This is a genomic window from Paenibacillus sp. ACRSA (genome assembly GCF_022346845.1).
GTDB lineage: Bacteria > Bacillota > Bacilli > Paenibacillales > Paenibacillaceae > Paenibacillus.
In genome coordinates this window covers 752,833-778,415 of the sequence record NZ_JAKRNP010000003.1, presented here as the reverse complement: position 1 = coordinate 778,415, position 25,583 = coordinate 752,833, and the positions used below count along the sequence as shown (strand labels likewise).

The window sequence follows — 25,583 nt, the reverse complement described above, 5'->3', positions numbered from 1 at the left end:
CAATCATGGCTTTACTAACGCGCAATAGGGGCGCACTACTACTATTAATGGTTAATATTTTTATCGTCTTTACAGGTATAGGTCTTGTTGTGCCCATTATGCCTGCGTACATGGAGCTACTGCATATCACCGGATTCACGGTGGGGCTGCTGGTAGCGGCATTTTCCTTCACACAGTTTCTATTCTCCCCGGTTGCGGGTCGTTGGTCCGATGCTTTGGGGCGTAAAAGGATTATCGTCGTCGGCATGTTAATTTTTGCTGTATCCGAATTTATGTTTGGTGCGGTTAATGAACCTGTTCTGCTCTTCGCTGCACGTATGCTTGGTGGAATTGGCGCGGCGTTGATCTTTCCGGCAGTTATGGCCTATACTGCAGATATTACGACAGAGGAAGAACGCGGTCGAGGAATGGGATTAATCAATGCTGCGATCTCCACCGGGTTCATCATTGGACCTGGTATCGGCGGCTATCTAGCTGAGTTCGGTATTCGTATTCCGTTCTATGCTGCAGGTGTTGCCGGTTTGTTAGCTGCAATCATCACACTGACCATTTTGCCAGAGTCGACACGTAGTCCCGCAACGAGTAAACCTGATATGGGGGCTGCCAAAGTTAAGGTCAAAACGCAGAGTTTGGCAACTCAATTGCTACGTTCATATCAGGCGCCTTACTTTTTCAGTTTAATTATCGTATTCGTGATGGCATTTGGACTTGCAAACTATGAGACGGTATTTTCGCTATTTGTATATCAAAAATTCGGATTTACAACACAAGATATTGCATTTATCATTACGTTTGGCTCCATTGCAGGTGCTGTAGTGCAGGTCGCTCTCATCGGCTGGTTGCTGAACCGGTTTGGGGAGAAAAAGGTCATTTCGGTATGTCTGTTCTTTGTAGCGTTGTTTGTCATGCTGACCTTATTCGTGCATACGTATTGGCTGATTCTGGTCGTTACCTTTATTGTGTTCCTCGGAATGGATATCTTACGCCCGGCAATCAGTACGCAAATGTCGAAATTGGCGGAGGAGCAGCAAGGTTTTGTGGCGGGATTGAATTCAGCGTACACAAGTCTAGGCAATATTGCAGGACCGATTGTTGCTGGGGCATTATTTGATGTGAATATTAACTATCCGTACGTTTCTGCTTCAATTGTACTGGGGATTTGTTTCCTATTGTCCATGTGGGTGCTTCGAGGAGGCAAACAGGCTGGACAATTGAAAGCTGAAATGTAACGATTAACGATATTTGAAGTGATATTTTGTTATAATAATATATGCTGGAAGTGAATAATTGGGCTGGGTCACGATGAACGTTATCTAGGATGGTCATTTTTAAGCATATACAGGATTATTGGAGTGATACGATGAGTAAATCTAAAGGTGGCGGAACAGGCCGCGGTACAGGCAAAAAAGGCTGGAATCGCTGGCAAGCGAGTGCCAACCGTGCCAAAAGTGCACCGAAACCCTATAAGAGTAAGGGTACGAAGAAAAAGGATGATAACGAAACCTCAGATGACAAGTCCCAGTAAATGGGGAATGGCGAAGCGAGAGGTATTCATGATGAAGAGATCTGACCTAAAGACAAGGGTAGGTCTCTTTTTTATATTGATCCCCCTTTATTATTACATCCAAATTGCCGATATAAATGGTAAAATTCACCTTTGTACTCTAGGGTGATTCTCAATATTTTATCAAAGGAGTCTTTACCATTGGCTAAGCATGTTGCTAAAGTTATTTTACGTACCGCTATACTGAGCTTGTCCGCGATGGCTACACTTACTGGATGCAGTACACCTTCTACACCGTCCTATGTATCTGAGCCCACCATCAACTCTGAGTCCATCGTTTCTTCGAAGGATGCTTTGGAAAAGCTCGTAACGTTTTATCCTCAGCAGAAAGAACTATCAGTCAGCCTCCCTTCCGAATGGGAAGTTGTCACGGAGGAAATCAGCCCGTCCCTTTTAAAATTAGCTACAAAGGATCAAACGAGATCACTTCGAATTGACCGAGTGAACCGTGAAGACTATATTCCAGACATGTCATTGACGGATTATATGGTTCGGCATCAGGAAAACATAAATGCAGCACAAGAGTCGGTAGATACAAGTTATGAGGTGATTAGAACAAGTCAGTTGATAATTGACCACCAAAAAGCTTATGTAAAAGAAGGACGCACGAAATATGGCAAACATCAATTCGGACACATTACCGCATTTCTAGAGACAGATCAGCATTTCTATATCATTACATACACGAAGATGTACCAATTTACGGCAGCAGATCAGGAGTTTTTTGAACAACAAGTGGCTAAGCATTTTAATATTTTGAATGACCAGCCAACGGACTATAGCACATCTTCGGCAGAATTGGTTGCCCATCAAGGAAAATACGCACAGTTCCAGATTAGCATACCTTCTAACTGGCAGGTTCATGAATTTGATCTGTCGGAATCAGCGCTGGATGTATCTTTGGCTGAGAATAATGAGCAGTTGTCGGTATACCTTGCATCCAAGGATGAGTTCGATTCAGATCTAACATTGGAGGAATACGGACGATACGTCGCCGAAGTCTACGCAGATGGCAAGGATACTCCCATACCAGATCTGAAACCTGTTGAGATTAACGGTCTGAAAGGCATACAGCTGGAAGGACATTACGTCGATAATGAACGCCAAACCGCTGAGTTAAGAACTATACTAGAGTCCCAAAATCATTTTGTAGAGATTGTGTTCTATACCACAGAGAGCCGATTTGATCGGGTGAAAAAAGACTATGAAACGTACACGAGTACGTATGAGGAGCCTGAGAAGTAAGATTCACAATCAATGTGAACTTGAACTTGTATCAGAATAGTTCACAAAAAATAGCTCAAACTATAATATTACAGCGGTTCTTAGGATACGGTACGTCGTATCTAGGGGATCGCTGTTTTGTGTATGACATACGAATATGTATTTGCTTTAACAGTTAAGTCATCATTCTGTGTCCTTGGAGGTGCAGTTATGACATCATATCTGCATGTTATGACCATATAACGTAGGTAGTTTAGCGGGATGCTACACTCAATTTACATACAAGGCATGAAGTGATTGGGAGGTAGTATTAATGCAAACCGTATTCGCAGGAGAGAATATTCAGTTCAGTTATAACAAGAAGAAACCTGTATTAAAGCAACTAACATTGTCGGTAGGGGATCGTCAAATTTATGGATTGCTTGGCCCCAATGGTGCGGGCAAATCCACGTTAACCAGAGTGATGTTGGGACTGGATAAGCCCCAAAGTGGGAAGATTCAATGGTTCAATGAATATCTCAATGCAAGTACAAATAAACGTGTAGGATACGTTCCACAGGATCTAGCGTTGATCTATGATTTATCTGCCTATGAGAATGTGTTTTTTTTCGGTAAGTTGTATGGCTTAAAAGGAGAACGCTTGAAAAAACAAGTTCGCTTCGCGCTTGAATTCGTCGGACTGTGGGAAGAACGCAAACAAAAACCTAAAAAGTTCTCCGGCGGTATGAAAAGAAGGCTAAACATCGCATGTGGCATTGTCCACAATCCCGATGTCATTATACTTGATGAACCAACGGTGGGAGTTGATCCGCAGTCCCGCAACCGAATCTTAGATGCCATTATAGAGCTGAATCAGCTCGGAACGACGGTTATTTATATCTCGCACTATATGGAAGAGGTTGAGAAGATCTGCTCTCATGTCGGTATTATGGATGATGGACAATTGTTGTGCCAAGGCAAATTAGATGACGTTATACAGGAGTATACCGATCAGGCGATCATTCGATTGGAGCTGCAGCAGAAAAGTACAGCGTATGCTAAGCAGCTTGAAGATTACGTTGTACTCCTGTCAGAAGGCAACCGTGTAGAGCTTGGTGTTCCCAAAAATGATATAAATACGTTAAGTCAGATCAGAGAATCGTTCGGGGAAGACATGAAGAGTTTTCAATATGTAACGCCGAATCTAGAGCAAGTTTTTTTCCAATTAACAAGAAAGAACTTGAGGGATTAGAGCGATGTGGACGATATTTGCTACTAGTATGAAGCGCAAGCTTCAGAACCCTGTCGTGTTTGTAAATTATATTCTGCTGCCCCTGTTGTTAATTCTGATTCTGGGAAACGCATTGTCAGGGGTGTTCCAGTCAGAGAATCAGGAAGCGAAGCATTCTCTTATCCCACAGATCTCTACTGTTGTTGTGAATGAAGATGATGGGGAGGTCGGCAAAAATGTAGTTGCCTTCTTGACTAGTTCAGCGAATGAAGAGATGTTCAATATCCAGATGCAGACGAGTAGTGAGATGGCTATGGAGATGCTTGAGTCTGGTCAAGTAGAACAATATATCTATCTGCCTAGTGATTTAACGATGGACTATGAAGCACATCAGATTGGTAACATCACCGTATATGGAAAAGACAATCATATTGAAAAAGTAAATATAACCGATTTGGCGTTATCTGCCTACGGGGATGGATATATGGCGATGGAAATCGCAAGTGCAAGCAATCAGAATATCGTTTACTCTCATCAGTACAGCAATATGTTAATTGCATCTGGAGAAACCGATCAGGCATCTGTCTCATCAAGTGGCTCCAGTATTTCAGCAATGAGTTATTACGGTGTGACCATGCTCGTTCTAATCCTGGTATATGGTCTGGCTAACACGATGAACTTTGTACAGGAAGAATACAGTGAAGCGTTGGGGGATCGTTATCTGGTTACTCCAATCTCCAAGACAGCGTTAATTCTGGGACAATTTCAGACGGGTGTGACGATCTCCATCATGCAAGGGGTAGTCATCGTCGTATGTGCCAAATTGTTTTTCGATGTTAGCTATGGAGACAGCATTATGTTTGTGTTGTTCATTATCCTTGCAGGTGCAATCTTCTTCAATGCACTGGGATTGCTGCTCGGTGTGATTGCCCGTCGAATCAAGCAAGTGGATGGTCTAGTTACTGTATTGATTCCAGTGATGACGTTTGTGGGTGGTGGATTCGTTAAACTGGATATGGGAGAGCTGAGTTCAATAAGTATCAATGAAGTGTTCCAACGTCCAATGTTTGATTATATTCAGCAGGGCGTCATAGATCTGATGCCTGTATTTACAGCGCTTATTACCGCAATGGGTTTTGTCCTCGTTTCGGTGTACTCCCTGACTAGAAAGGTGGTTCGATAAGGTGCGGGTATTCGAACTATATCTCAAGCGTATTTTCAAACGAAAGCTAACGTTTATCCTGATTTTATTGTTGCCCGTTGTATTTACGTACTCGGTAGTTGCACAGTATGAGGAAGCGACGAAGGTTACACTTACAATGTATATAGAGGACGCAACGGTGAATTCATACGTATCAGACATGCTGAAGAAGCAAAATGTCACCATTACACAGGCCTCATCCGCAGATGATGCCATTCATCATCGTACTAATCTGGGTATCGTGTTTACGCCAACGATTGCGGATATCACCGCTAATCCGGATACACTGAATGTGAGTAGCTATGTGAACGAACCAAGCGTGAACTCGAATTCATTGCAGGTTAAACTGAACAGTGTGTTTTCCGTGTTGAAAACACTCGCCAAAAATACAACAAGCGAACAATCTTTAACCACAAGTATGCAAGAAGCCGCTGCAGCGAGCGCTCCAATTCAAGTGGAACAGAAGATTCTAGGAAACCCTAATGCAGTTGTCTTGACGAGTTCATTTAATATGATCGTGTTTATTATTATGTTTCTTACGATGACGAACACACTATTATTCCTAGGTGATAAAGTGCATACAACAACCCAACGCCTATTACTGGCTGCGGGTAGCAAATTAAGTTACTATCTACAGACCGTTAGTGTGTTTGCGGTGATTGGTGTGGGACAATTTATACTTATGGTTGCCTTGATGACAGGCGTTTTCCAAATAGATCTTTCCCTATCTGTGGGGGAACTACTGTTACTCGTGCTAGCCTATGGACTATTAAACATGATTGCAGCAGGACTTGGGTTGCTACTCATAAGTCGTACATCCAAAATGTCTACGGGACGGTTGCTTATTACTGTTGTATCGCTACCTCTGGCGATGCTAGGAGGTACCTTATGGCCAAGTTCAATTATGCCTGAAGGTATGCAGAAGCTGGCGCAGATTCTGCCAACTCAGTGGATTACTGAACTAAACAATGATATGTTCAGTGGTTTTACAGGTAACAGTAGTATGATTGCTGTGCATATCATCAGTCTGTTCGCCTGTGCTGCGATCATTTTCTTATTGCTGACAAGAGTGAGGACAGAAGATATATAATAGATTCGGAATTCTATAATAGGCTATCTTATCGTATTCTCAGTTAAAGACTGATGAAGGTAAGATAGCCTGTTTCATTGATAAATGTTATATTGTTCCATATAGTCATTATCACATAGAGAGATTCAGTATAACGTTGAAAGAAGGATTTTGATCATGTTATTGTTCTTGGCCACTATCATACAGATGGCAACGTTTAGCCTGTCCATCCCGATCATGTTGAAGCATCAACTTAGCAAGAATTCGATTGCTTTTATGTTCGTTGGCTCAATCATCATTGGCTACTCACTGTTTGGAGTGATGGGCTCAGCAAGTAGTTTTGTCGTCTTATTCTTCTTGGTCATCAGTTTATATTTTAAGCTGAGAAAGATCCTTCTCAGTATTTTATTTCCAACGATAACGCTGATTTTCATGGTCATCAGTGATTATATGTGCGGGATAATCAATATTAATGTGTTTGGTGGTTCGAGTGCATCGATTCATACTAATATGTTCTATACGGTGATCTATGTAACAGGCATCATGATCATGACATTTCTATTGAGCGCACTTGTCAGAGTACTGCTTACGAAGCTGAAGAACCACGATGCATTTTTCAGAAGATATGGTCTATTTCTTACGATTCTGACCTTCTTCACCGTTGTCATTTTCTACATCAATATATGGATCGGCCAAAGCCAAGGTTTCTCCGATGATAACATTCAAGCGAATAGTATTTTGTTCCTGTTTTATTTTGCCTTACTCATTGGTGTATTTGTGATATTAAGCCGAACGATTATGAAGGAAGCAGCGATGCAGAACCAGCGGGAACAGTACGAGCAATTAACGGAATACACAGAGAATCTAGAACATTTATACACCGATATGCAAAAGTTTAGGCACGATTATATTAATATTCTTCTTAGTATGTCTGAATATATTCGTCATAAGGATATGGATCAATTACAAGCTTATTTTGAGCAGAAAATTATGCCGATCAGTCAAGGAATGCAGTCCAATACATATAAACTGGGAGCCTTACATCATCTAAAAGTACAAGAATTAAAAGGCATTATCTCTGCGAAGATGATCAAGGCACAGGAGCTTAACATCGATGCTATTATTGAGGTTACTGAGCCAATCGAACGTATCCACATGGATGCCGTACTACTATGCCGCTGTGTAGGAATCTTACTGGATAATGCCATTGAAGAGGCAATTCATTGTGAGTTGCCAAGTGTGCATATGGCGTTGATTCGCCAAGAACATGGCACATTAATTGTGGTCAGCAACAGTTGCCGCGAAGAGACACCTGAGTTGTACAAACTGTTTGAGAAGGGCTTTTCAACCAAAGGCAGTAATCGCGGTCTAGGTCTTAGTAATTTGAGAGAGATGGTTGCTCAATATCAAGGAGTTGTGCTGGATACTCAACGTAGAGAAGGTACATTTATTCAGCTATTAGAGGTTGTTCAAAAAGTCCGCTTTTGATTACGAAGTATGCCCTGAGGCATCTCGGCGTCAAAGTTGGGATTCAGCCGAAATAAGTCGAGGCTTACGAAGTTTGTTTCCTTCGGAAACAATGTAGTTGCTCACGTAGTTTTGCCTACGCTCCGCTACTCTATTTCTATCTTCCTCCCATCTTCTCGGTACTGAAAACCGCCCTTTTTGAACACGCACTATTAGACATAACGATGCTCCGGCAATCCAAACTGGGGATAATAGCGATCGGAAGGTTGTCGTGTCATCGAAGTGATTAGCATCAATATTCTTTAGTTGAACCTAAATAAAGAATTAAAGCACAGAGGAGATGAGGCAATTGTTAGAGATTTTTATCTGCGAGGACGATGAGGAGCAACGTAAACGTCTAACCCAATATGTGTCCGATTACATCATGATTGAGAATCTGGACATGAAGGTTGTGATCTCTACTGCACACTCCAAAGACATTATTAATTATCTACAGCAGAATGATACAACCGGTTTATATTTTCTAGATGTTGATCTACAGGAAGAAAAGAGTGGAATAGCGCTAGGCGCGGAGATTCGGCAATATGATACGCAAGGTGCGATCGTATTCATAACCACACATCCAGAATTAACGTATCTGACATTTACATATAAAGTGGAAGCGATGGACTATATCACGAAAGATCAGTTTACCGACATTCAGAAACGGGTTATTGACTGCATTGATACAGCGTATCATCGCTACATGCAAAACAAGCATAATCATCGAAAATTGTTTCAAACCAAGATGGGGGATAAGGTTATCAGCATTGAGTACAATGACATTCTATTTTTTGAAACCTCCTCCCAACTTCATAAAATCATCCTGCATGCCCACAATCGTCAGGTTGAATTCTATGGGAAGTTAAAGGCGTTACCTGAGATGGATAATCGCTTCTATCGCTGTCACAATTCTTATGTGGTAAACAAAGATAATATCGCCGAAATTGATATTGCTAAGCGGGAAATCCGAATGGTTAATGGACAAATTTGCTATGCCTCCAGTCGGTTTCTAAAAGGGCTGAAGGATATTGTCCCAAAATAAGGTTACAACCCAATAGCACAATATGAAGCAGATAGAATAACCTTCTTACGATTACCTAAGGTCAGGTCAGATCACAAGAAGGTTATTCTTATTTCTAATTCCAGCGTATGGAACAAAAAAAAGTCTGTTCACTAGAGAAGTAAAGGAGAAGCTTTGCTTTGCAGCACAAACGGAAGTCAATCTTCGCAATAACTTACTTACTGCTCCTCGCGGTAGCTCTCCGTATATTCCATGTACGCTTCCTTCGTTTGGTCATATCGACTGCTCGCCGCAGCGAAACTAATGACCGCAAAGTGATCGGGATATTCAAGAATCGTATATAAGTAGCCGTATTTGGCTTTGTCCACAGAGGCATGAAGTTCAAGCTGAATACCTGGTCTGCCATCAATCTCTACAGCCAACCGATCTGACTCCGCGATATCACTCAGGAATTCCATCTCATATTCCATATACGCGTCGAAATACTGATCCAGTGTTGTTCCTGGGTCGAATTCAGACTTCAAATGCTTCAGGTGCATCATATATTCTTCACCGTTTGGCGAAGTGGCTTCTAGATCGGCATCGGGAATCATTTTTAATTCACTGAGCCAAATAGAAGGAACACGGATCGAGGTTTTCTCGTCATCCGATTTGATCACTTTAGTAAAACTAGACGCTGGAGCGGTCTCCACTACAGTAGGTTGGTCGTCCAGAATTCGCAGCGATTGGGCTATCTGGTTGAACAATTCTCGATCTTCATCATTCATTTCACGCTGTAGGGAGAAGAGTAGACGATAGAAGTGATTCTCCTTCTCTAGTGAAGCACTGATAAAGTGCCCTGTCGTTTCAGGCAAAGTCATTGTCCCTTCAGTAAGATAGGCTTCTTCTGTATCGATCGTCATACTTCCTGTCCGTTTTGATTCAAACGTACTGCCTTCACCGAAGGAGAACTCGTCCTCCCAATTTTTCATAAAATCCTCAATAGATGCATCAGCCGTTGTATCTGCTCGACTTGAACGATTAATCATAATCATTCCATCGCCTTTTTTGTTCATTGCAGTAAACAGCGCTGGCAACCCAGCATAGTCAAAAGTATTCCACTCAAGTGGGGCGGTGATTTCAACTTCATTCTTTGTCGAAGACAGAACATGATTTTTTTCTTCGTTCTTTGTTGCTGTTTCCGTAGTTACAGGTGCTGGGCTAGAGGTACTAGCTTGGGTAGCACAACCTGTTAGCATTAGAGTAAGTGCAGTGGCCATCGTTATCGTTCGAGGAAGTGAGCGTGTTGTCTTCATGAATTGGTGAATAATGTTCAGCAATCTAATTCTCTCCTTAGAGCATCATGAGATGTCGTGGTATGTAGGCTCGATAGTCTTGTAACTGTAATTAAATAATATAATAATAGTAAGAGGGTTATTTTACCATTTATAAAATCATTTGAATATATAACTTTAGACTTAAAGTTCCAAAAGTGGGGATAAGGTCTTTCATCCGATGAATCATTGGCTCTGTTACGTGAATGTGCATAATATTCATTTAATACATAAAATACTGGCCTTCGATGCCACGAAGCTGTGATACAATAGGTGAGGTCTATAGAGAAACGGAAACACGCATAAGCACGAGGAGGAACAGGAACACGATGAAATCAGCCCCATTTATTGCTGTGGAGGGTCCAATTGGTGCTGGGAAAACAACACTCGCAACAATGCTTTCTCAGGAGTTGAATCTTCCACTAGTGAAAGAGATCGTAGAAGAGAATCCATTTCTGGCTTCCTTTTATCAGGATATAGATGAGTGGAGCTTCCAGCTTGAGATGTTTTTCTTATGTAATCGATTTAAGCAATTGGAAGACACCGGCGCTCACTATGTACAGCAGCATTCACCCGTCATTTCAGATTATCATATCTACAAAAATATGATTTTTGCCGAACGCACTTTGAAAGGCACGAAGCGGGACAAGTACCGTCAAATCTATCATCTGTTAACCGATGACCTGCCAAAACCTAACTTGGTACTGTATATCGAGGCAGAGCTTGATACATTGATGTATCGGATCAACAAGCGAGGCAGATCCTTCGAGCAGGATATGGATCCTGCGTATATGGAACAGCTTATTGCTGATTACAAAACAGGCATGGCCTATTTAGCAGACAGCCCTAATCCTCCGATTATTATTAAAGTGGATGCGGAAGCACTCGATTTTGTAGAGCATCCTGAACATTTCAAGCAGATCGTTAATCAGGTAAAGGAGTATATCACATGAATAACTATGGCATTCCGAACAATGCATTAATTACCGTTGCAGGTACGGTTGGTGTGGGGAAATCCACACTGACAGCAGCGCTTGCGGAGCGTTTGAATTTCAAAACCTCTCTGGAACAGGTGGATCATAATCCGTATCTGGAGAAGTTTTATCATGATTTTGAACGGTGGAGCTTCCATCTACAGATCTACTTCTTGGCAGAACGCTTTAAGGAGCAGAAGAAAATTTTTGAAATGGGTGGAGGATTCGTACAGGATCGTTCGATCTATGAAGATACGGGGATCTTTGCACAGATGCATGCGGATCAAGGTACAATGTCTGCAACGGATTTCGAAACCTACAGCAGTTTGTTCGAGGCTATGGTCATGACGCCATATTTCCCGCACCCGGATGTACTGATCTACCTGGAAGGCAGCTTGCCATCCATTCTGAACCGGATTACCGAGCGTGGACGTGAGATGGAGATTCAGACAGATCGCTCGTATTGGGAGCATATGCATGAGCGCTACTCCGTATGGATTGATCAATTCACAGCTTGTCCGGTACTGCGCTTGAACATTGATGAATATGATGTGCATGATTCGGCATCGGTTGATGCCATTCTGGCTCAGATCGCGGCTGTGATTACACCAGCGAAGGAAGCACAGCGTTAAGCATATCAGCTTGTTGAGGCTCTAAGAATTAATTAGCAGAAGAAAAGTACGATTAAATAGAATGGAATGGACTCTCCTTATGTCATGTTGAATAGTGGGGAGTTTTTTTTGTTTGTTTGGCTGCGGGTTGACGGTGTCCTATTCGGAATTGCGCAATTATACACGGGTCATGAAATGCACGGCATTGAGCCAGCTCGGGTATCGCTTACAACTTCATCATCATAGAAAATGGTTGAATTAACGAATGAAATGTGGTTTTATTAGTTAGGTGAATTTTGGAAAATAAGCCTATGCATGACTCAGGAGGGAAAGACATCGTGGAAGAAAAGCAAGGAATTAAGATTGGTATGCCTATTGTGGGCGCTCTAATTTCGGCAATTGTTGGGGGTGCCGTATGGGCTGCAGTTGCAGCAATGACGGAGTATGAGGTAGGTTTGATTGCCATTCTTATTGGTGCGCTGACAGGTTATGCTGTCGTGTTGTTATCCAATAAACGGATTGCAACAGTACATAAAGTGATTGCGGTCATTTTTGCACTTGTCGGGATTGTACTAGGGAAATACTTGACGGTAGTTTATTTTGCATCCGAGATGTTTGATGAAAGCTTTATGCAATTGATATTTGACGGCGAGATAGTCAATGCGTATATCGAGACATTCTCGGACTATTTCGGTGAACCGATGGATCTGTTATTTATTGGTCTTGCGATCGTATCAGCATGGCAGATTCCTGGCCGAATGGCCAAAACCAGTATGGCAACCGAAGCCTCATCCACAGACCACGCTCCACGAGCGTAATCGGTTGAGATTGGGAAGTAGTAGGGTAGAGTTGGACAAGATCGTAAGAAGTAGAAGAGTAGGAGAGTATGCTTCCACTGTGGGCAATCGAACGAATCGATAGCATTTGCCAATAAAAAAGCAGGGCTAGTAAATCCAGCAATTCTGAATAATCCTATATTCTTCATTCAAAAAAATCTCAGAGTGAATGCGCCAAGAAGGCTCCTTCACATTGCGGCTGAGAAACAAGCAAGAAGGGACGTAACGCCAGAAGGCGTGTGTCCCTTTTTTTGGTGATGATATTTTACCTTGTGAATAGATTTGGATCTACCGTGTGTGAATCTACAGAGAGCCTGAGTCTAGAGCGTGTCTGTAAATACTAAAAGTGGTCTAAAAATGCTCTAAAAATGCTCTGAAAACACGCTGGAGGAAGTAGTGTTTGAAATTTTTGTTCCAAGCAGGGATGTTTTCCGCAGGTATGCCTAAATAGATGGCCTAGGCAGGACAGGGAAAGTGACACAACCTGGCGAGAAGACGGCGGATGATGCACCACCTCTAACGAACTCAGACGGCCTTATTGGCGGCAAAATCACATTCAGGGAATGCTAACGAATAGTTGACACGCTAATGGGCCGTTGGGGTGTGAGAATTAGCCCTATTGCATGGTATTTCGGCATATAACGTTGCTCAGATTCGTTACCATTTTTATTCCTCGCGATACAGCTGAATAAGGTGTCTCAGATTCGTTAGCATCGAAGCAGCGGGCTATATCTAGTCTGCTTGCTGCTGATCCGCAAAGATCGCCATGGCTTCTTTCATAAAGGTAGCTAACCCTTGACCAAATTGGTCAATGTTACGTGTGAAGCGTTCATCATCCACATACATCTGACCTAATCCTCGAAAAGCCTCAGGTGAATAATGTCCCATCTGATTCAGATAGGTGTACCACTCCGCAATGACCGCTTGGGATTCAGCCGATGCGGGTGAAGTGTCACGAAGCTTTGCCAAATGAGTAAAGATGCTATTCATTTGATCTGACATTGCCTTTTGTTCGTTGGGTGATGAGCGTTGTAACTTTTCATTCGCCTGGTCTACAGCTTTATTCCCCCAGCGCTGATGCGCTTCTTGTTCGTATGGGTTCTCCTTGAAGTTAAAACCTTCAAATTGTTCCTTCGTCGTCATATCGATGTCTCCTCTCATATGCAGAACACTTTTATCAATGGTGGCAATCATACGGTCTATTCGTTCTCTTTTCTCCATAAGGATCTGGCGGTGCATCTGAAGTGCTTCCTCCCGATTGAAGGAAGGGCTATTTATGATGTCTTTGATATCTTTTAATGAGAAGTCGAGTTCTTTGAAAAATAAAATCTGCTGCAGCATGTCTAGATTACCATCTGAATAGAGTCGATACCCTGCTGAAGTGACTTCATCCGGTGTTAACAAACCAATCTCATCATAGTGATGCAGTGTGCGCACACTGATCGAGGCGAGCTTAGCGACTTCTTTTACCTTCATGGCCATGTTCCAACCTCCTTACATCACCGATTGTACAGTGTCACGTTACGTGAGAGTCAACCCTGTGGATTTGAATGTAGCACCTAAACTAAATTTTAAGGAGAAGCACAGTAGGAAGGAGAAACTGAAGTGAATGATATGAAGCCGAGAGGGAGCAAACAAGAAGAGAGCAAGAAGAAAACAAGAAGCATACAGGATATCAATTCGGCAGCTGCTCATATTTTGTATGTAGTGTTGTGAATCATTACGCCATACTAATTAATGATTGCGAGCTGTTAACAAAAGTTACTCGTAGACAAACCATTCACAGACTGTTTATGAACATGAATGAGGTTACATCAACATTATAGGTATAGACAATCTTGCTAATATTGATGCAAATGAAGTCTTTGAATTCAAGCGTAAATTCAATGCGGAGTTTTCTGGGGTATATCTAGAGCTGTGCCGGAGGTTGAGGTGTGGAACTTACATAGTTCATAATGCATAATGCTTAATCCATGATTCATAATGCAATAAAGCTAAATGATGTAGATGCGAGGCATCGGCTCAGCGCGTAAACCCTATGCAATAAAGCTAAATGATGTAGACGCGACGCACAGGCTCAGCGCATAAACCCTGCGCCCCTGCGGGGTTGCCGCGGTGCAGGGGCGCATGGCTACGCCAGCATCCCACGCACCGCTGCAGCGAACCGCGCAGCCGCTGCGCGCACGTCGGCCGCGCCCGCAATGGCGGAGATGACGGCTACGCCGTCGGCTCCAGCCGCCATCACGGCGGCCGTGGTATCGGGCGTAATGCCGCCGATACCCACCACCGGAACTGCGATGCCTGCGGCGCGCAGTTCCGCAACCCCTGCGGGGCCCAGCACAGCATGGGCATCCGCTTTGGAGCGCGTCGGGTACATTGGCCCGACGCCAAGATAGTCGGCGCCCGCCTGCACCGCACGGCGGGCTTCCTCCACGGAGTGGGCGGATACGCCAAGCATCCGCCCAGCTCCAATGCGGGCGCGTACCAGCGCCGCGTCCGCATCGTCTTGGCCGACATGTACGCCGTCGGCCTCCACAGCTACAGCCAGCTCCACATCATCGTTCACGATGAACGGAATCCCGTGCTGGCTGCACACCTCGCGAAGCTGCCATGCCAGAGCCAGGCGGGCTTCGCCAATCAGGGCACCAGTTCCTTTTTCCCGGAACTGGAACAGCGTAATGCCGCCAGCAATCGCCTGGCGCAGCACCTCCACAGGGTCTTGCGTGGTATTCACGCTGCCCATCACCAAATACACCTGCATTGCGCGTCGCACCGCGTCTGCATTCAGCTCATGCATCACTGCTCACCTCGCTGCCTGCGCTGATACGCAAAATGATTCGTCGGCCCATGTCCAGCTCCAATGCCGAGCTCATCTTCTATGGCTGCCTGAATAAATGCTCGCGCAGTCGTAACGGCAGCCAGAACGGATGAACCCTTCGCTAGTTCAGCTGTAATGGCAGCTGAATAGGTACAGCCCGTTCCGTGGGTATGAGGAGTCACGATACGAATATTCTCTAGATAGTGAAAAGACTGCCCATCATAGAGTACATCGATAATCATACCACCCGTATCATGGCCGCCCTTGATCAGGGCATACGTGGAACCCATCTGCACAAGACGTCGGGCTGCCTCTTCCCGATCACTTAAATTTCGAATGGCCATGCCTGTTAACAGTTCAGCTTCAGGGATGTTTGGCGTGGTGATCTGTGCATGCGGGATCAGCTCCGTAATCAGTGTCTGAATAGCCTGTTGCTGAAGCAGCGGGGCACCGCCCTGAGCTACCATAACGGGATCGATGACCAGATTAGACCATTCATAATGGCGCCATTTCTCGGCAACCAATTGAATAATTTCTGTACTGTAGAGCATGCCTGTTTTTACTGCATTTGGCTTGAAATCAGCGCCGGTCGAATCGAGCTGTTGGGCTATGCCTTCATACGAAATGGGAAACACACCTTGAACGCCCGTCGTGTTCTGCGCCGCAATGGCAGTGATCACGGTCATGCCGTATACATCAAGTTCCTGAAAGGTTTTGAGATCGGCTTGAATCCCAGCGCCGCCGCCATTATCTGATCCAGCAATCGTTAGAGCCTGAGCTATACGCATGGTGTATCTCCACCTCCATTGCTGTGGCGAATAAGAGCACGCTGCTGTAGTTCCAACGGGGATACATGGTCGAGTTGGTTCAACAGCTCGATCTGGAAACTGCCGGGGCCCTGGCTCTCCGTACGATCTGCAGCAATCTCAGCGGCAACGCCGTAGAAGGCGAGGGCTTCTACAACGCTATCCAGAAGCTCCTTGTCATCAGTTGCCACAGCTGCAAATGCACCAATCACAGCACTGAGCAGACATCCCGCACCTGTGACCTGAGTTAAGAAGACATGACCGTTACTTACCAGATAGGTCTGATGTCCATTCGTAATGACATCTTCGCGACCTGTGATCACAACGATACAGTTTAACTGTTGAGCTGCCCGCTCGGCTATTCCGATACGATCTCCTTCACCTTGTCCAGCATCTACACCTTTGCTATTCCAATGCTCACCAATTACATTAGCGACTTCTGCCACATTGCCACGCAAGATCGTGAGACGTAGCTCACGAACGAGCATTTGCACCTGCTCAGAGCGATAGGATGTCGCACCAGCACCAACAGGATCAAGCACGACAGGCACTTGATGGGTGTTGGCAGATATACCAGCGAGCAGGATGGACTGCACAACATCTTTATTAAGTGTGCCAATGTTGAGGACGACCGCGCCGGACATTTTCGCAACATCGGCAACCTCCTCGTGTGCATAAGCCATAAAAGGTGATGCTCCAAGTGCAAGCAAGCCATTGGCTACAAAGGGAGCTACTACAATGTTGGTGATATTGTGCACTAACGGATTCTGAGTGCGTATACGTTCCAAGTAAGACATCTGTGTTCCTCCTTAAATTCATTTTCATAACTTACTAGCATTTCCCAGAATTACATGTAGGCCAAGCGCCTGAGATATGCTATATTCTGACCTGCGATGACTCATTTTTTATCCTAAAAATGCAAAAAGCCCCGCCCATTTCCGGAGAAATGAGTGGGGCTGTAGATTCAATTCGCAATTGGTTTTCATCATCCATATTCTGTATGATGAAACGCATTATGTTTATTGAAAGGCCGCTCCACTTCCCTCCGCTGGTATGATCCAGATCAGGTTCAAAGGGTCCGAAAGTTCATTCGTCTCAGCCGTTAGGCTCCCCCAGTGCATTGCTATATTCAGTTATAAGAGGTTGTTCCAAAAGTCCAATTTTGATTACGAATGATGCCATTAGCATCATCAGCATCGAATATGGGATTCAGCCGAAATAAGTGGGATGCTTACGAAGTTTGTTTCCTTCGGAAACAATGTAGTTGCTCACGTAGCTATATCTACGCTCCGCTACTCCATTTCTAGCTTCATCCCATCTTCTTGGTACTGAAAACCGTACTTTTTGAACAGGTATTTATAGCTCCAGCATATATCACATGCAAGTCAGATGTAAAGAAGGGATGTGCCAGATGTTTGCTTTGGCCGAGCAGCAGGAATCTGATTTGAAACGTTGTTGTTCCCTACTTCCTAACCCGATATAATAGAGGTTGTTCCAAAAGAACACTTTGATCGCGCACTAGTGAAAGTGTTATCGTTATATCACGAAATGAAGGTGGGACGCTCTCCCTCCGGAGAAGAATGGGGATCCGAGTTGAAAACATTCAAGAAAGTCTACATCGAAATTACAAGCATCTGTAACTTGGCGTGCAGCTTCTGTCCGCAGACCAAGCGTGCCAAAAATTTCATTGACCCTGACGTCTTTAATAATATACTGGATCAGATTAAGCCACATACCAAACACATATATCTTCACGTCAAAGGTGAGCCGTTACTGCATCCCAAAATCGATCTGCTGCTGGATTCTGCACACGAGAAAGGGTTCAAGGTTAATATTACGACCAATGGTACGCTGCTGCCCAAGACACAACATAAGCTGCTAGGCAAGCCAGCGTTACGTCAGATGAACTTTTCCTTGCACAGCTTCGACGGACATGAAGGCTCGACAGACCGTGAAGGATATTTGAATAACATATTGACCTTTGTTCGTGAAGCGGTGAAACATAATGTTATTATTTCATTCCGACTATGGAACCTGACACAAGATAACTTCACGAATGCTCAGATGAACCGAAACCGGGAAACGCTTGAAGTATTGGAGCGAGAGTTTGACTTGGATTTTCGGATCGAAGAAAAGGTTTTACCAGGTAGCGGTGTCAAAATCGCTCCGAATGTATACCTCAATCAAGATCATGAATTCCAGTGGCCAAGCTTGGATGCACCAGAGGATGACGGCAAAGGCTTCTGTCACGCACTTCGTAGTCAGGCTGCTGTATTAGTGGATGGCACGGTTGTACCGTGTTGCCTGGATGGCGAAGGTGTAATTAACTTAGGCAACGTACATGAGAAGTCCTTCTCAGAGATCGTTGATGGGGAACGAGCCAACAATTTAGTATATGGATTTTCCAAGCGGGAAGCTGTTGAAGAGTTGTGCCGCAAATGTGGGTATCGCCAGCGGTTTGGAGCATAGTTAGCATCGTTAGACATAACAAATATTCAATTGAGATCACGTTATCTGGTTACAGATGGCGTGATTTTTTGCTGTTTTTGCACAATATTCATGTGTTCATCTGCCCTAAATAGAGCATATATGAAGTTCAGAATAGCATACTGCTCGGATAACCCAGCGTACAAAATGTGCTGATAAGGGAGGCTCCAAGGCGAATACCAAGACATATCATCTAATGATTATTCTCGTTACATTCCTTATTTGGTAGGATCAGGATACGTTCCAAGCAGAGGTGCACATCTGGGGGAACCGTGAGGACAAGCTTAAGCTTATGCGCCACCAATTCATATGAATAGAGGAGGACATGTTCGATGAAAAAATTGTTAACGGTGTTATTGTCGGTTGGTCTGGTCGCTTCCGTATTTGGGGCAATCCCTGCGTCTGCTGCTCCCGAGATTGTGAAGACAACCATCATTGTAGAGAAAGGCAAGACGTATGATGGAAAAGGGAAAAGCGTCGCTGCCGATCCGAATACACTTGGTGATGGCAGTCAGAAGGAAAATCAAAAGCCTATCTTTCGCCTTGAGGCAGGCGCCACATTGAAGAACGTAGTCATTGAAGCTCCAGCAGCTGATGGCGTGCACTGTTATGGAAGCTGTAACATTGAGAATGTCACCTGGAAGGATGTTGGAGAGGATGCATTGACCTTGAAATCATCAGGAACGGTGAACATTACGGGTGGAGCAGCTTACAAAGCATATGACAAAGTATTTCAGATGAATGCATCCGGAACTATTAACATCAAAAATTTCAGAGCAGATGATATTGGCAAGCTCGTTCGTCAAAATGGAGGCACCTCGTATGCCGTGACCATGAATGTAGATAATTCGAACATTTCCAATGTGAAGGATTCCATTTTGCGAACAGACAGCGGCAGTACGAAGGGGAAAATAACGAACACCAGATATTCGAAGGTACCTACGTTATTCAAAGGGTTCTCTTCAGGCAATACAAGTCAATCAGGGAATACGCAGTATTAATGCAGTGTACAGATAAAAGGCATCCCGCGGGATGCCTTTTATGCGACCAGTAATTAACTGACTCTCTCGTGAAAAGGTATAAAGTCATCGTATTTATATAGCATTGCCATAATAACCCAGATGGTGTACATTAGAGGCAATGAAATAAGTGAACCGGGTGCTCAATGAAGTTGGGCTGAGAGGGTGGCCTTATGCCGCTGACCGTATCTGATCTGGGTAATGCCAGCGTAGAGAACATAGAATCACAGTGAACAAGACGTTGAAAATAGCGTAATGAGTATCATTTCGAAGCTAGTGTGAGTCCGATCACGTAATGAAATGCACTTGTTATATTTTTGGTATATTGTCTACTGCTGATCACCATGACGATACGTAGGTCTGCCTGGAAACCGGGGAGGCTTTTTTTGTGTTCTACCAATCTAGGACGAGGAGTTTTCGGACACGCCCTAAACAAGACAAAGGAAGGAAGTTGTTTATATGGGAAATGCAGTGCGCAGTAATAAGTTGAGGTTGACGGATATTTTGGTAACGATTGTGATTGCGGTTGTATTTGGCGTGATCTACAAAATATGGGGGCCTACTTACGACCTAATGAAGCCTTTCGGTATTCATGCCGAGCAGATGATCTATGGCATGTGGTTTATGGCGGGAACCTTTGCATTTATTGTGATTCGCAAACCCGGCGTAGCGATCTTAGCCGAGGTTGCCGCAGCAACGGTAAGTGCTTTTCTGGGAAGTGAATGGGGCATGTCTACGCTAGTCTATGGATTACTGCAGGGATTAGGTGCCGAGGTCTTTTTTGCAGCATTTCGTTATCGTCTTACAAACCTGATGGTAACCTGTCTAGCAGCAGTTGGTGCAGCAGCGGCTTCACTTATACTGGATTACCAATATGGCTACATCGATTCATTATCGGCATGGAATTACACCTTGTTTATCGGTTTCCGCTTCCTTGGAAGTATTATCATCGCTGGTGTGTTTGCTTATTACTTAGCCAAAGCACTTGAACTTACAGGCGTGACACGTTCACTCCGACCTGTATCCAAACAGGATTACGAGGCATTGGACTAAATGCATGAAAAAGAGCGCCCGCAGGTGGTAGGGGTAACCAATTTAAGATGTAAGTTCCCTGGAGAGCAGGGCTTGTTATTTCAAGGCTTGTCTCTCTCTGTACGCCAGGGGGAAAAGGTACTGTTGCTTGGGCCGAGCGGCTCTGGCAAGTCAACGTTATTGCAAATATTGAGTGGCATCATCCCGAATTCGGTAGAGATCCCGATGAAATGTGATGATATTCAGGTGCCGAAGCAAGCCGGGTTTGTTTTTCAGGATCCGGATACCCAGTTTTGCATGTCCTATACAGATGAAGAAATTGCCTTTGTGCTGGAGAACCGGAATATACCGCGGGAACATATGCCTGAGCTAATTAGCCAATACCTGAACCAGGTGGGATTAAGGTTCGAACAGAATCGCCTATTGATCCATTCGATGTCCCAGGGCATGAAGCAACGCCTAGCTATGGCCTCCATGCTTGCGATGCAACCTGATGTGCTGTTTCTAGATGAACCGACAGCTTTGCTGGATGACGAGGGAACTACGCAAGTGTGGGATACGGTGAAGCAGATCATGCAGAAAAAAACGCTGATTATTGTGGAACACAAAATTAATGAGATTGTGGAATTAGTTGATCGCATTATCGTGCTGTCACCAGACGGAAAGATTGTCGCGGACGACCGTGCAGCGCAGATCTTTGCGAATCATCGTGAAATGCTGCGAGACTATGGAATTTGGTACCCAGGGGTATGGGATGAGCAGGAACAAGAACATGGGCAAAATCAGAAACAAGAGCAAGGGTTGCATCAATCAAGTAATAGATTAGCATTAGAGGATTACCGAGTGATGACCGATACGGGGCCTGGCAAGACAGATTCCCTAAATGATCCTGTCAAGGTGAGTACACCAGAAGCTAAGCCTGCACTTGAGTTACAGCATTTCACCGGATGGCGAGGGAAAACGCCGTTTATTGAGATTGAACAGGCACAGGTGTGGCATGGGGATTGGATCGCGGTTGTTGGAGCTAACGGTGCTGGCAAAAGCTCCTTGTTATTAGCTCTCATGAACATATTGAAAACAACAGGTTATTATCGCGTAGAAGGGCAATTACCTGGTAAAACAGAGAAATTGGCTGATCATATTGCGTTTGTATTCCAGAATCCAGAATTTCAATTTGTTGCTCATTCCGTCAAGGATGAAGTGGAATTTTCACTTCTGTCTGGAACGCTCTCTGCGGAAGAGCGGCATCAGCAGACGTACGCCATGCTGGAGCAATTTAACCTGCAGGATTTAACGGATCGACATCCGTATCAATTATCCATGGGACAGAAACGGCGGTTAAGTGTTGCTTCCGCTCTGGTACGTGAGCAACGCATTCTGTTGCTGGATGAACCGACATTTGGTCAGGATGCCCGTAATACGTTTGCGATGTTATCACAACTGGAGCGTCTACGCCGCCAAGGAACAGCAATCATTATGGTCACGCATGATCGAGAAATCGTGAAGAGGTATTGCACACATGTCTGGACGATTGATAAGGGGAGGTTGACCAATGCAGATCTCGTTTCCACACCGTGAAACCTGGCTCCATTCGGTTAACCCGGGTCTCAAGCTCGTTATTTTGACACTGATGTTTATTATGGTTATTCTCATACACAATCTGAATGTTATGGCTAATGTAGCGATTGTCATGCTGCTATTACTATGCTGGTCAGGTCACCCGTGGTATAGGCTGCTTTTGTACGCCTCGCCCTTCATCCTGGTGTTCATCTCTACTTCAACCGGGATGATGATGTTTGGTACGGGGCAAACCACTTGGTTCCGCTTGGGACTTATTCATATTACAGAAGAAAGTTTCTATCGTGGGATGCATCTGGGATTCCGTTCTTTAAGTATGGCAGCAGCGGGTTTGTTATTTGGACTTACGACCAAACCTGTTCGTTTATTCTATTCATTAATGCAGCAATGGCGGTTACCAGCCAAGTATGCGTATAGCTTTCTTGCGGCGATGCGTATGATCCCGATTCTATTGGATGAGTTTCAGACGTTACGCTATGCCATTCGTATTCGAGGTACGAAGCAGCGTAGTTCTCGCTGGAACTTATATGGCACGTTGAAACGGTATGCCATTCCTCTACTCGCTCAGAGCATCCGTCGCGCGCAACGAATGGCGATTGCGATGGAGGCAAAAGGGTTCGCAGAAGGACAGCATCGCACCTATTACGTGCAGGTTGGTTACTCACGTGCGGATCTATGGTTCACATTGTATTATGTTATCCTGTTATCCACCGCCTTTGCTATGGGAATCCTGTATCCTTATCACCCTCATCTGGTGGACGTTAGATAGCTTCGTGAGAAAAAAAGTTGTGATGAGGCGGTAACTTTATCTGGTTCCAAACGTCTTTAATGGAAATAACTTCTACCTGAGTGGAGTGAATATAGTGAAGACTGGGCCAAATGGAAGAAAAGCAAGGTATGCATGGGTTACCGTTATGGGAATTTCCTTCCTGCTCGTCACAGGTTGTACGTTAATGGATAATCGCACGGATGTGGGAGCAGTTGAATCAAGCTCTGGCGCAGTAAAACAAGTTAATCCTACGAAAGTTAGTTATAAACAAGGCGAAGCCGTGACGGTTGTGTCCGATACACCTTTGTACATCCAGAGAGTAGATCGTCGTGAAGATCTAGACAGTGTGAAACTGCAATCGTACACGACCCATATGGAGAAATGGAAAGTGCGGTCTGCAGCAGGGGAATGGATTAAGGTTCAGGATGAGAATCGGGGAACGGTGTGGTTCCCGGCGTGGTATGCATCGAAAGAGAGTCGAAGTATTGAAGCGGTCACTCCACAGACTTTCAAACTGCATCCAGGCCGTAAATTATATTTGTATCCAGGAAGCACAACAAGTTGGCCAATCGGTGCTGAAGAAGCATTTCTAATAAAAGAATGGAATGGATGGTATGGTGTCTCAATAACGCCACGCAACTGGACGAAGAATAGTTTGGATTACCTTCCTCCACTGCTCTGGGTTAAGGCAGAGGATATTGACCAATATGAAAATATAACGGATGGTTGGTTGCAGCAGAATTCTTCGCTGACCACTACATCGATAAGGCATCTAACCTATCTTAAGTTCAATAAGGAAGCAACTTCCAAGCAGGTGAAGCAATGGCTTGGTGAACCGGATTGGAAAGAGCATTCAAGCAATCTCTCCGATACAGGCCAGAAGATGAGTATTGGCGAGACTTGGCGGTATGAACGTGAGGATAGTCAGTTTCTTGTTACCTTTACTCAAGCGGGTAAGATTGCTCGAACAGAGTGGCGGATTCTACAGGGTGGACAGACTTACAGTTGGGATAAGTATTATTTTAGTACCGGTGAAGAGTATGAACATACGAACAAGACAGACGCCAAAGTGCTGCCAGCTACGTTGCCATGGAAGCCAATCTGGACGAACCAGGGCGGAATTAATTATACCTTCTTACAGGCGGCGAATGAGGATGTGCTTTTAATGGAAGGTGACGATGGTGGATTTAGCGGTTTCCATTACGAGAGTTCAATGTATGCCCTGGATCGACACTCTGGAGAGAAGCTGTGGGAGATCAATGCCGGTTTTGGTATACAGCAAGCTCAGATGGATATTGAACGTGAGCATGTAACCTTGTTCACAGATTTTAATCCGGATAAGAAAAGCTACAATGATCGTGTCCGTCAACTCAGACTGAACGATGGTAAGGTGATGTGGGGTTTCAATCCTAAGCAGGGATATGAAGTGAACTATGTAACGGCAGCGAAAAATGTGGTCGTTGTGGATAGTCGTCTGAGCGAAACATCCAATGGTGGGCATCTATCCGTACTTAATAGCAAGAATGGCAAGATATTGTGGACACGTAAGCTTAACATGGACTACCAATTGTTGAACCAGCGTGCTGAAGATCCTTATGTACTCTATTGGGACAAAGGTAAATTGACGGCTGCTGACCCCTTAACAGGGCGTGTCGTTTGGAATATCGTAGCTAAGAAGTCTACGGTAGATCACCCAGAGAACAATCCGTACTTTGATGGGATATATCGTAAAGATCCGTTTCAGAGTGCCAAACCTGAACGCTGGATGCTGCTTGCAGATCAGTGGACGCTAGTCGATTTGAATACAGGCAAGAAGCGGGAACATTTTGCTGCTAAACAAGAACAACAGATCGAGGTATTGAACGATGGGATGGTATTGATTCGTGAAAATAAACATGGAGATCAATATGGTGAATACGAAGATTTCACAACTACACTCTATGATCCACAGCGTGGACAGAAACGTTGGAGTGTGAACGCTAAGATTGAACGTGGCCTTGTAGAAAATGAACAAGTATACGTGATCAGGAATGGCTCCCCGGCTGCACTGGAGTATAAGACAGGAAAATTGCGCTGGAGTGTTAAGCAGACGTTAGGCACGGTAAGCCACACGATCAATCAAGGAAGTTACACCCTTATTGATGATCAATTATTGCTTCCCATGAGGGCAGATCTGCTCGTCTTCAACTCACAGAATGGAGAACTATTAGGCAGAGTGTATGATATTGTAACAGGCGAGCCGGAGCACAGAGAACGACAGGCGAAGAACGGAGCGATAAACCGCATTGGAGATGAAGTCTATATCGGCTCATCCAATGGGCGATTCAGTTTATATCAATCAAAAGACTTATTAACAGAGATGGTTCAATAATGATCCCTTTTGAACTCTCATTCATAGAGGTTGCGCCTTAAGGGTTGTCTCATAGTGCATGTTGATTTATTATAAATAAACAGGATTGCTCGCGCTCCGGTTATCGGCTGTGCGGGCTTTCTTCATGTGTTCGCGAAGAACCATGCACGATTAATCGCGGGAGGAATCTCC

22 protein-coding genes and 1 riboswitch are annotated in these 25,583 nt (G+C 44.4%); of the genes, 17 read left to right on the top strand and 5 right to left on the bottom strand.

Features of this window, described 5'->3' with window-relative positions; genetic code table 11:
• The first annotated feature begins 5 nt into the window (after positions 1-5).
• The 8 genes from MH215_RS12955 (at position 6) to MH215_RS12920 (ending at position 8,819) form a co-directional block, all read left to right on the top strand.
• The gene (locus MH215_RS12955; RefSeq protein ID WP_239290672.1) at positions 6-1,229 is read left to right on the top strand and encodes an MFS transporter; all 1,224 of its coding nucleotides are present in this window, start codon (positions 6-8) and stop codon (positions 1,227-1,229) included.
• 131 nt (positions 1,230-1,360) lie between these two features.
• On the top strand, positions 1,361-1,525 hold the full coding sequence (locus tag MH215_RS12950) for a DUF3934 family protein (protein ID WP_082560289.1): 165 nt from the start codon (positions 1,361-1,363) through the stop codon (positions 1,523-1,525).
• A 180-nt stretch (positions 1,526-1,705) separates the two neighbouring features.
• Positions 1,706-2,809, top strand: a complete 1,104-nt coding sequence (locus MH215_RS12945) for a DcrB/PsbP domain-containing protein (protein ID WP_239290671.1) — start codon at positions 1,706-1,708, stop codon at positions 2,807-2,809.
• 292 nt (positions 2,810-3,101) lie between these two features.
• Positions 3,102-4,019, top strand: a complete 918-nt coding sequence (locus tag MH215_RS12940; RefSeq protein WP_239290670.1) for an ABC transporter ATP-binding protein — start codon at positions 3,102-3,104, stop codon at positions 4,017-4,019.
• Positions 4,020-4,023: 4 nt separating this feature from the next.
• Positions 4,024-5,181 carry an ABC transporter permease gene (locus tag MH215_RS12935; RefSeq protein ID WP_239290669.1) on the top strand — a complete coding sequence of 386 codons (1,158 nt, stop codon included), beginning with the start codon at positions 4,024-4,026 and terminating at the stop codon, positions 5,179-5,181.
• Between the two features lies 1 nt (position 5,182).
• Positions 5,183-6,289, top strand: a complete 1,107-nt coding sequence (locus MH215_RS12930) for an ABC transporter permease (protein ID WP_239290668.1) — start codon at positions 5,183-5,185, stop codon at positions 6,287-6,289.
• A gap of 156 nt (positions 6,290-6,445) precedes the next feature.
• A complete protein-coding gene (locus tag MH215_RS12925; protein ID WP_239290667.1) occupies positions 6,446-7,756 on the top strand; it encodes a sensor histidine kinase in 1,311 nt (436 codons plus the stop codon).
• Between the two features lie 328 nt (positions 7,757-8,084).
• The gene (locus MH215_RS12920) at positions 8,085-8,819 is read left to right on the top strand and encodes a LytR/AlgR family response regulator transcription factor (RefSeq protein ID WP_056692704.1); all 735 of its coding nucleotides are present in this window, start codon (positions 8,085-8,087) and stop codon (positions 8,817-8,819) included.
• 197 nt (positions 8,820-9,016) lie between these two features.
• On the opposite strand, the gene MH215_RS12915 is transcribed toward MH215_RS12920, so the two are convergent.
• Complete coding sequence (locus tag MH215_RS12915) at positions 9,017-10,117, bottom strand: hypothetical protein (RefSeq protein ID WP_239290665.1); 1,101 nt, start codon at positions 10,115-10,117, stop codon at positions 9,017-9,019.
• A gap of 323 nt (positions 10,118-10,440) precedes the next feature.
• Here MH215_RS12915 and MH215_RS12910 point away from each other — a divergent pair, with 323 nt between their 5' ends.
• The 3 genes from MH215_RS12910 (at position 10,441) to MH215_RS12900 (ending at position 12,514) form a co-directional block, all read left to right on the top strand.
• Positions 10,441-11,064, top strand: a complete 624-nt coding sequence (locus tag MH215_RS12910; RefSeq protein WP_239290664.1) for a deoxynucleoside kinase — start codon at positions 10,441-10,443, stop codon at positions 11,062-11,064.
• Positions 11,061-11,717, top strand: coding sequence for a deoxynucleoside kinase (locus MH215_RS12905; protein WP_056692695.1), 657 nt, complete (start codon positions 11,061-11,063; stop codon positions 11,715-11,717). The genes MH215_RS12910 and MH215_RS12905 overlap by 4 nt, the downstream gene beginning before the upstream one ends.
• A 317-nt stretch (positions 11,718-12,034) precedes the next feature.
• Positions 12,035-12,514 carry a hypothetical protein gene (locus tag MH215_RS12900; RefSeq protein ID WP_239290663.1) on the top strand — a complete coding sequence of 160 codons (480 nt, stop codon included), beginning with the start codon at positions 12,035-12,037 and terminating at the stop codon, positions 12,512-12,514.
• 750 nt (positions 12,515-13,264) lie between these two features.
• On the opposite strand, the gene MH215_RS12895 is transcribed toward MH215_RS12900, so the two are convergent.
• The 4 genes from MH215_RS12895 to thiM all read right to left on the bottom strand — a co-directional run bounded on the left by MH215_RS12895 (position 13,265) and on the right by thiM (position 16,953).
• Complete coding sequence (locus tag MH215_RS12895; protein WP_239290662.1) at positions 13,265-14,014, bottom strand: MerR family transcriptional regulator; 750 nt, start codon at positions 14,012-14,014, stop codon at positions 13,265-13,267.
• A gap of 649 nt (positions 14,015-14,663) precedes the next feature.
• Positions 14,664-15,329, bottom strand: a complete 666-nt coding sequence (thiE, locus tag MH215_RS12890) for a thiamine phosphate synthase (RefSeq protein ID WP_239290661.1) — start codon at positions 15,327-15,329, stop codon at positions 14,664-14,666.
• Positions 15,329-16,138: a bifunctional hydroxymethylpyrimidine kinase/phosphomethylpyrimidine kinase gene (thiD, locus tag MH215_RS12885; protein WP_239290660.1), complete on the bottom strand. Its 810-nt coding sequence runs from the start codon at positions 16,136-16,138 to the stop codon at positions 15,329-15,331. Before thiD ends, thiE begins: the two co-directional genes overlap by 1 nt.
• The gene (gene thiM / locus MH215_RS12880) at positions 16,129-16,953 is read right to left on the bottom strand and encodes a hydroxyethylthiazole kinase (protein ID WP_239290659.1); all 825 of its coding nucleotides are present in this window, start codon (positions 16,951-16,953) and stop codon (positions 16,129-16,131) included. The genes thiD and thiM overlap by 10 nt, the downstream gene beginning before the upstream one ends.
• Positions 16,954-17,179: 226 nt before the next feature.
• Positions 17,180-17,280, bottom strand: a riboswitch (TPP riboswitch).
• Between the two features lie 469 nt (positions 17,281-17,749).
• Between thiM and MH215_RS12875 the strand changes: the two genes are divergently transcribed.
• From MH215_RS12875 to MH215_RS29225, 6 genes are all read left to right on the top strand, one after another.
• Positions 17,750-18,625 (top strand): radical SAM/SPASM domain-containing protein, encoded by an 876-nt coding sequence (locus tag MH215_RS12875; protein WP_239290658.1) that lies wholly within the window; start codon positions 17,750-17,752, stop codon positions 18,623-18,625.
• A 350-nt stretch (positions 18,626-18,975) separates the two neighbouring features.
• Positions 18,976-19,644 (top strand): pectate lyase, encoded by a 669-nt coding sequence (locus MH215_RS12870; RefSeq protein ID WP_056692675.1) that lies wholly within the window; start codon positions 18,976-18,978, stop codon positions 19,642-19,644.
• Between the two features lie 477 nt (positions 19,645-20,121).
• On the top strand, positions 20,122-20,715 hold the full coding sequence (locus MH215_RS12865) for an ECF transporter S component (protein WP_145049158.1): 594 nt from the start codon (positions 20,122-20,124) through the stop codon (positions 20,713-20,715).
• Complete coding sequence (locus tag MH215_RS12860; RefSeq protein ID WP_239290656.1) at positions 20,716-22,272, top strand: ABC transporter ATP-binding protein; 1,557 nt, start codon at positions 20,716-20,718, stop codon at positions 22,270-22,272.
• Positions 22,247-23,041 carry an energy-coupling factor transporter transmembrane component T family protein gene (locus MH215_RS12855; RefSeq protein WP_239290654.1) on the top strand — a complete coding sequence of 265 codons (795 nt, stop codon included), beginning with the start codon at positions 22,247-22,249 and terminating at the stop codon, positions 23,039-23,041. Before MH215_RS12860 ends, MH215_RS12855 begins: the two co-directional genes overlap by 26 nt.
• 94 nt (positions 23,042-23,135) lie before the next feature.
• Complete coding sequence (locus tag MH215_RS29225) at positions 23,136-25,412, top strand: outer membrane protein assembly factor BamB family protein (RefSeq protein WP_239290652.1); 2,277 nt, start codon at positions 23,136-23,138, stop codon at positions 25,410-25,412.
• Positions 25,413-25,583 lie beyond the last annotated feature (171 nt).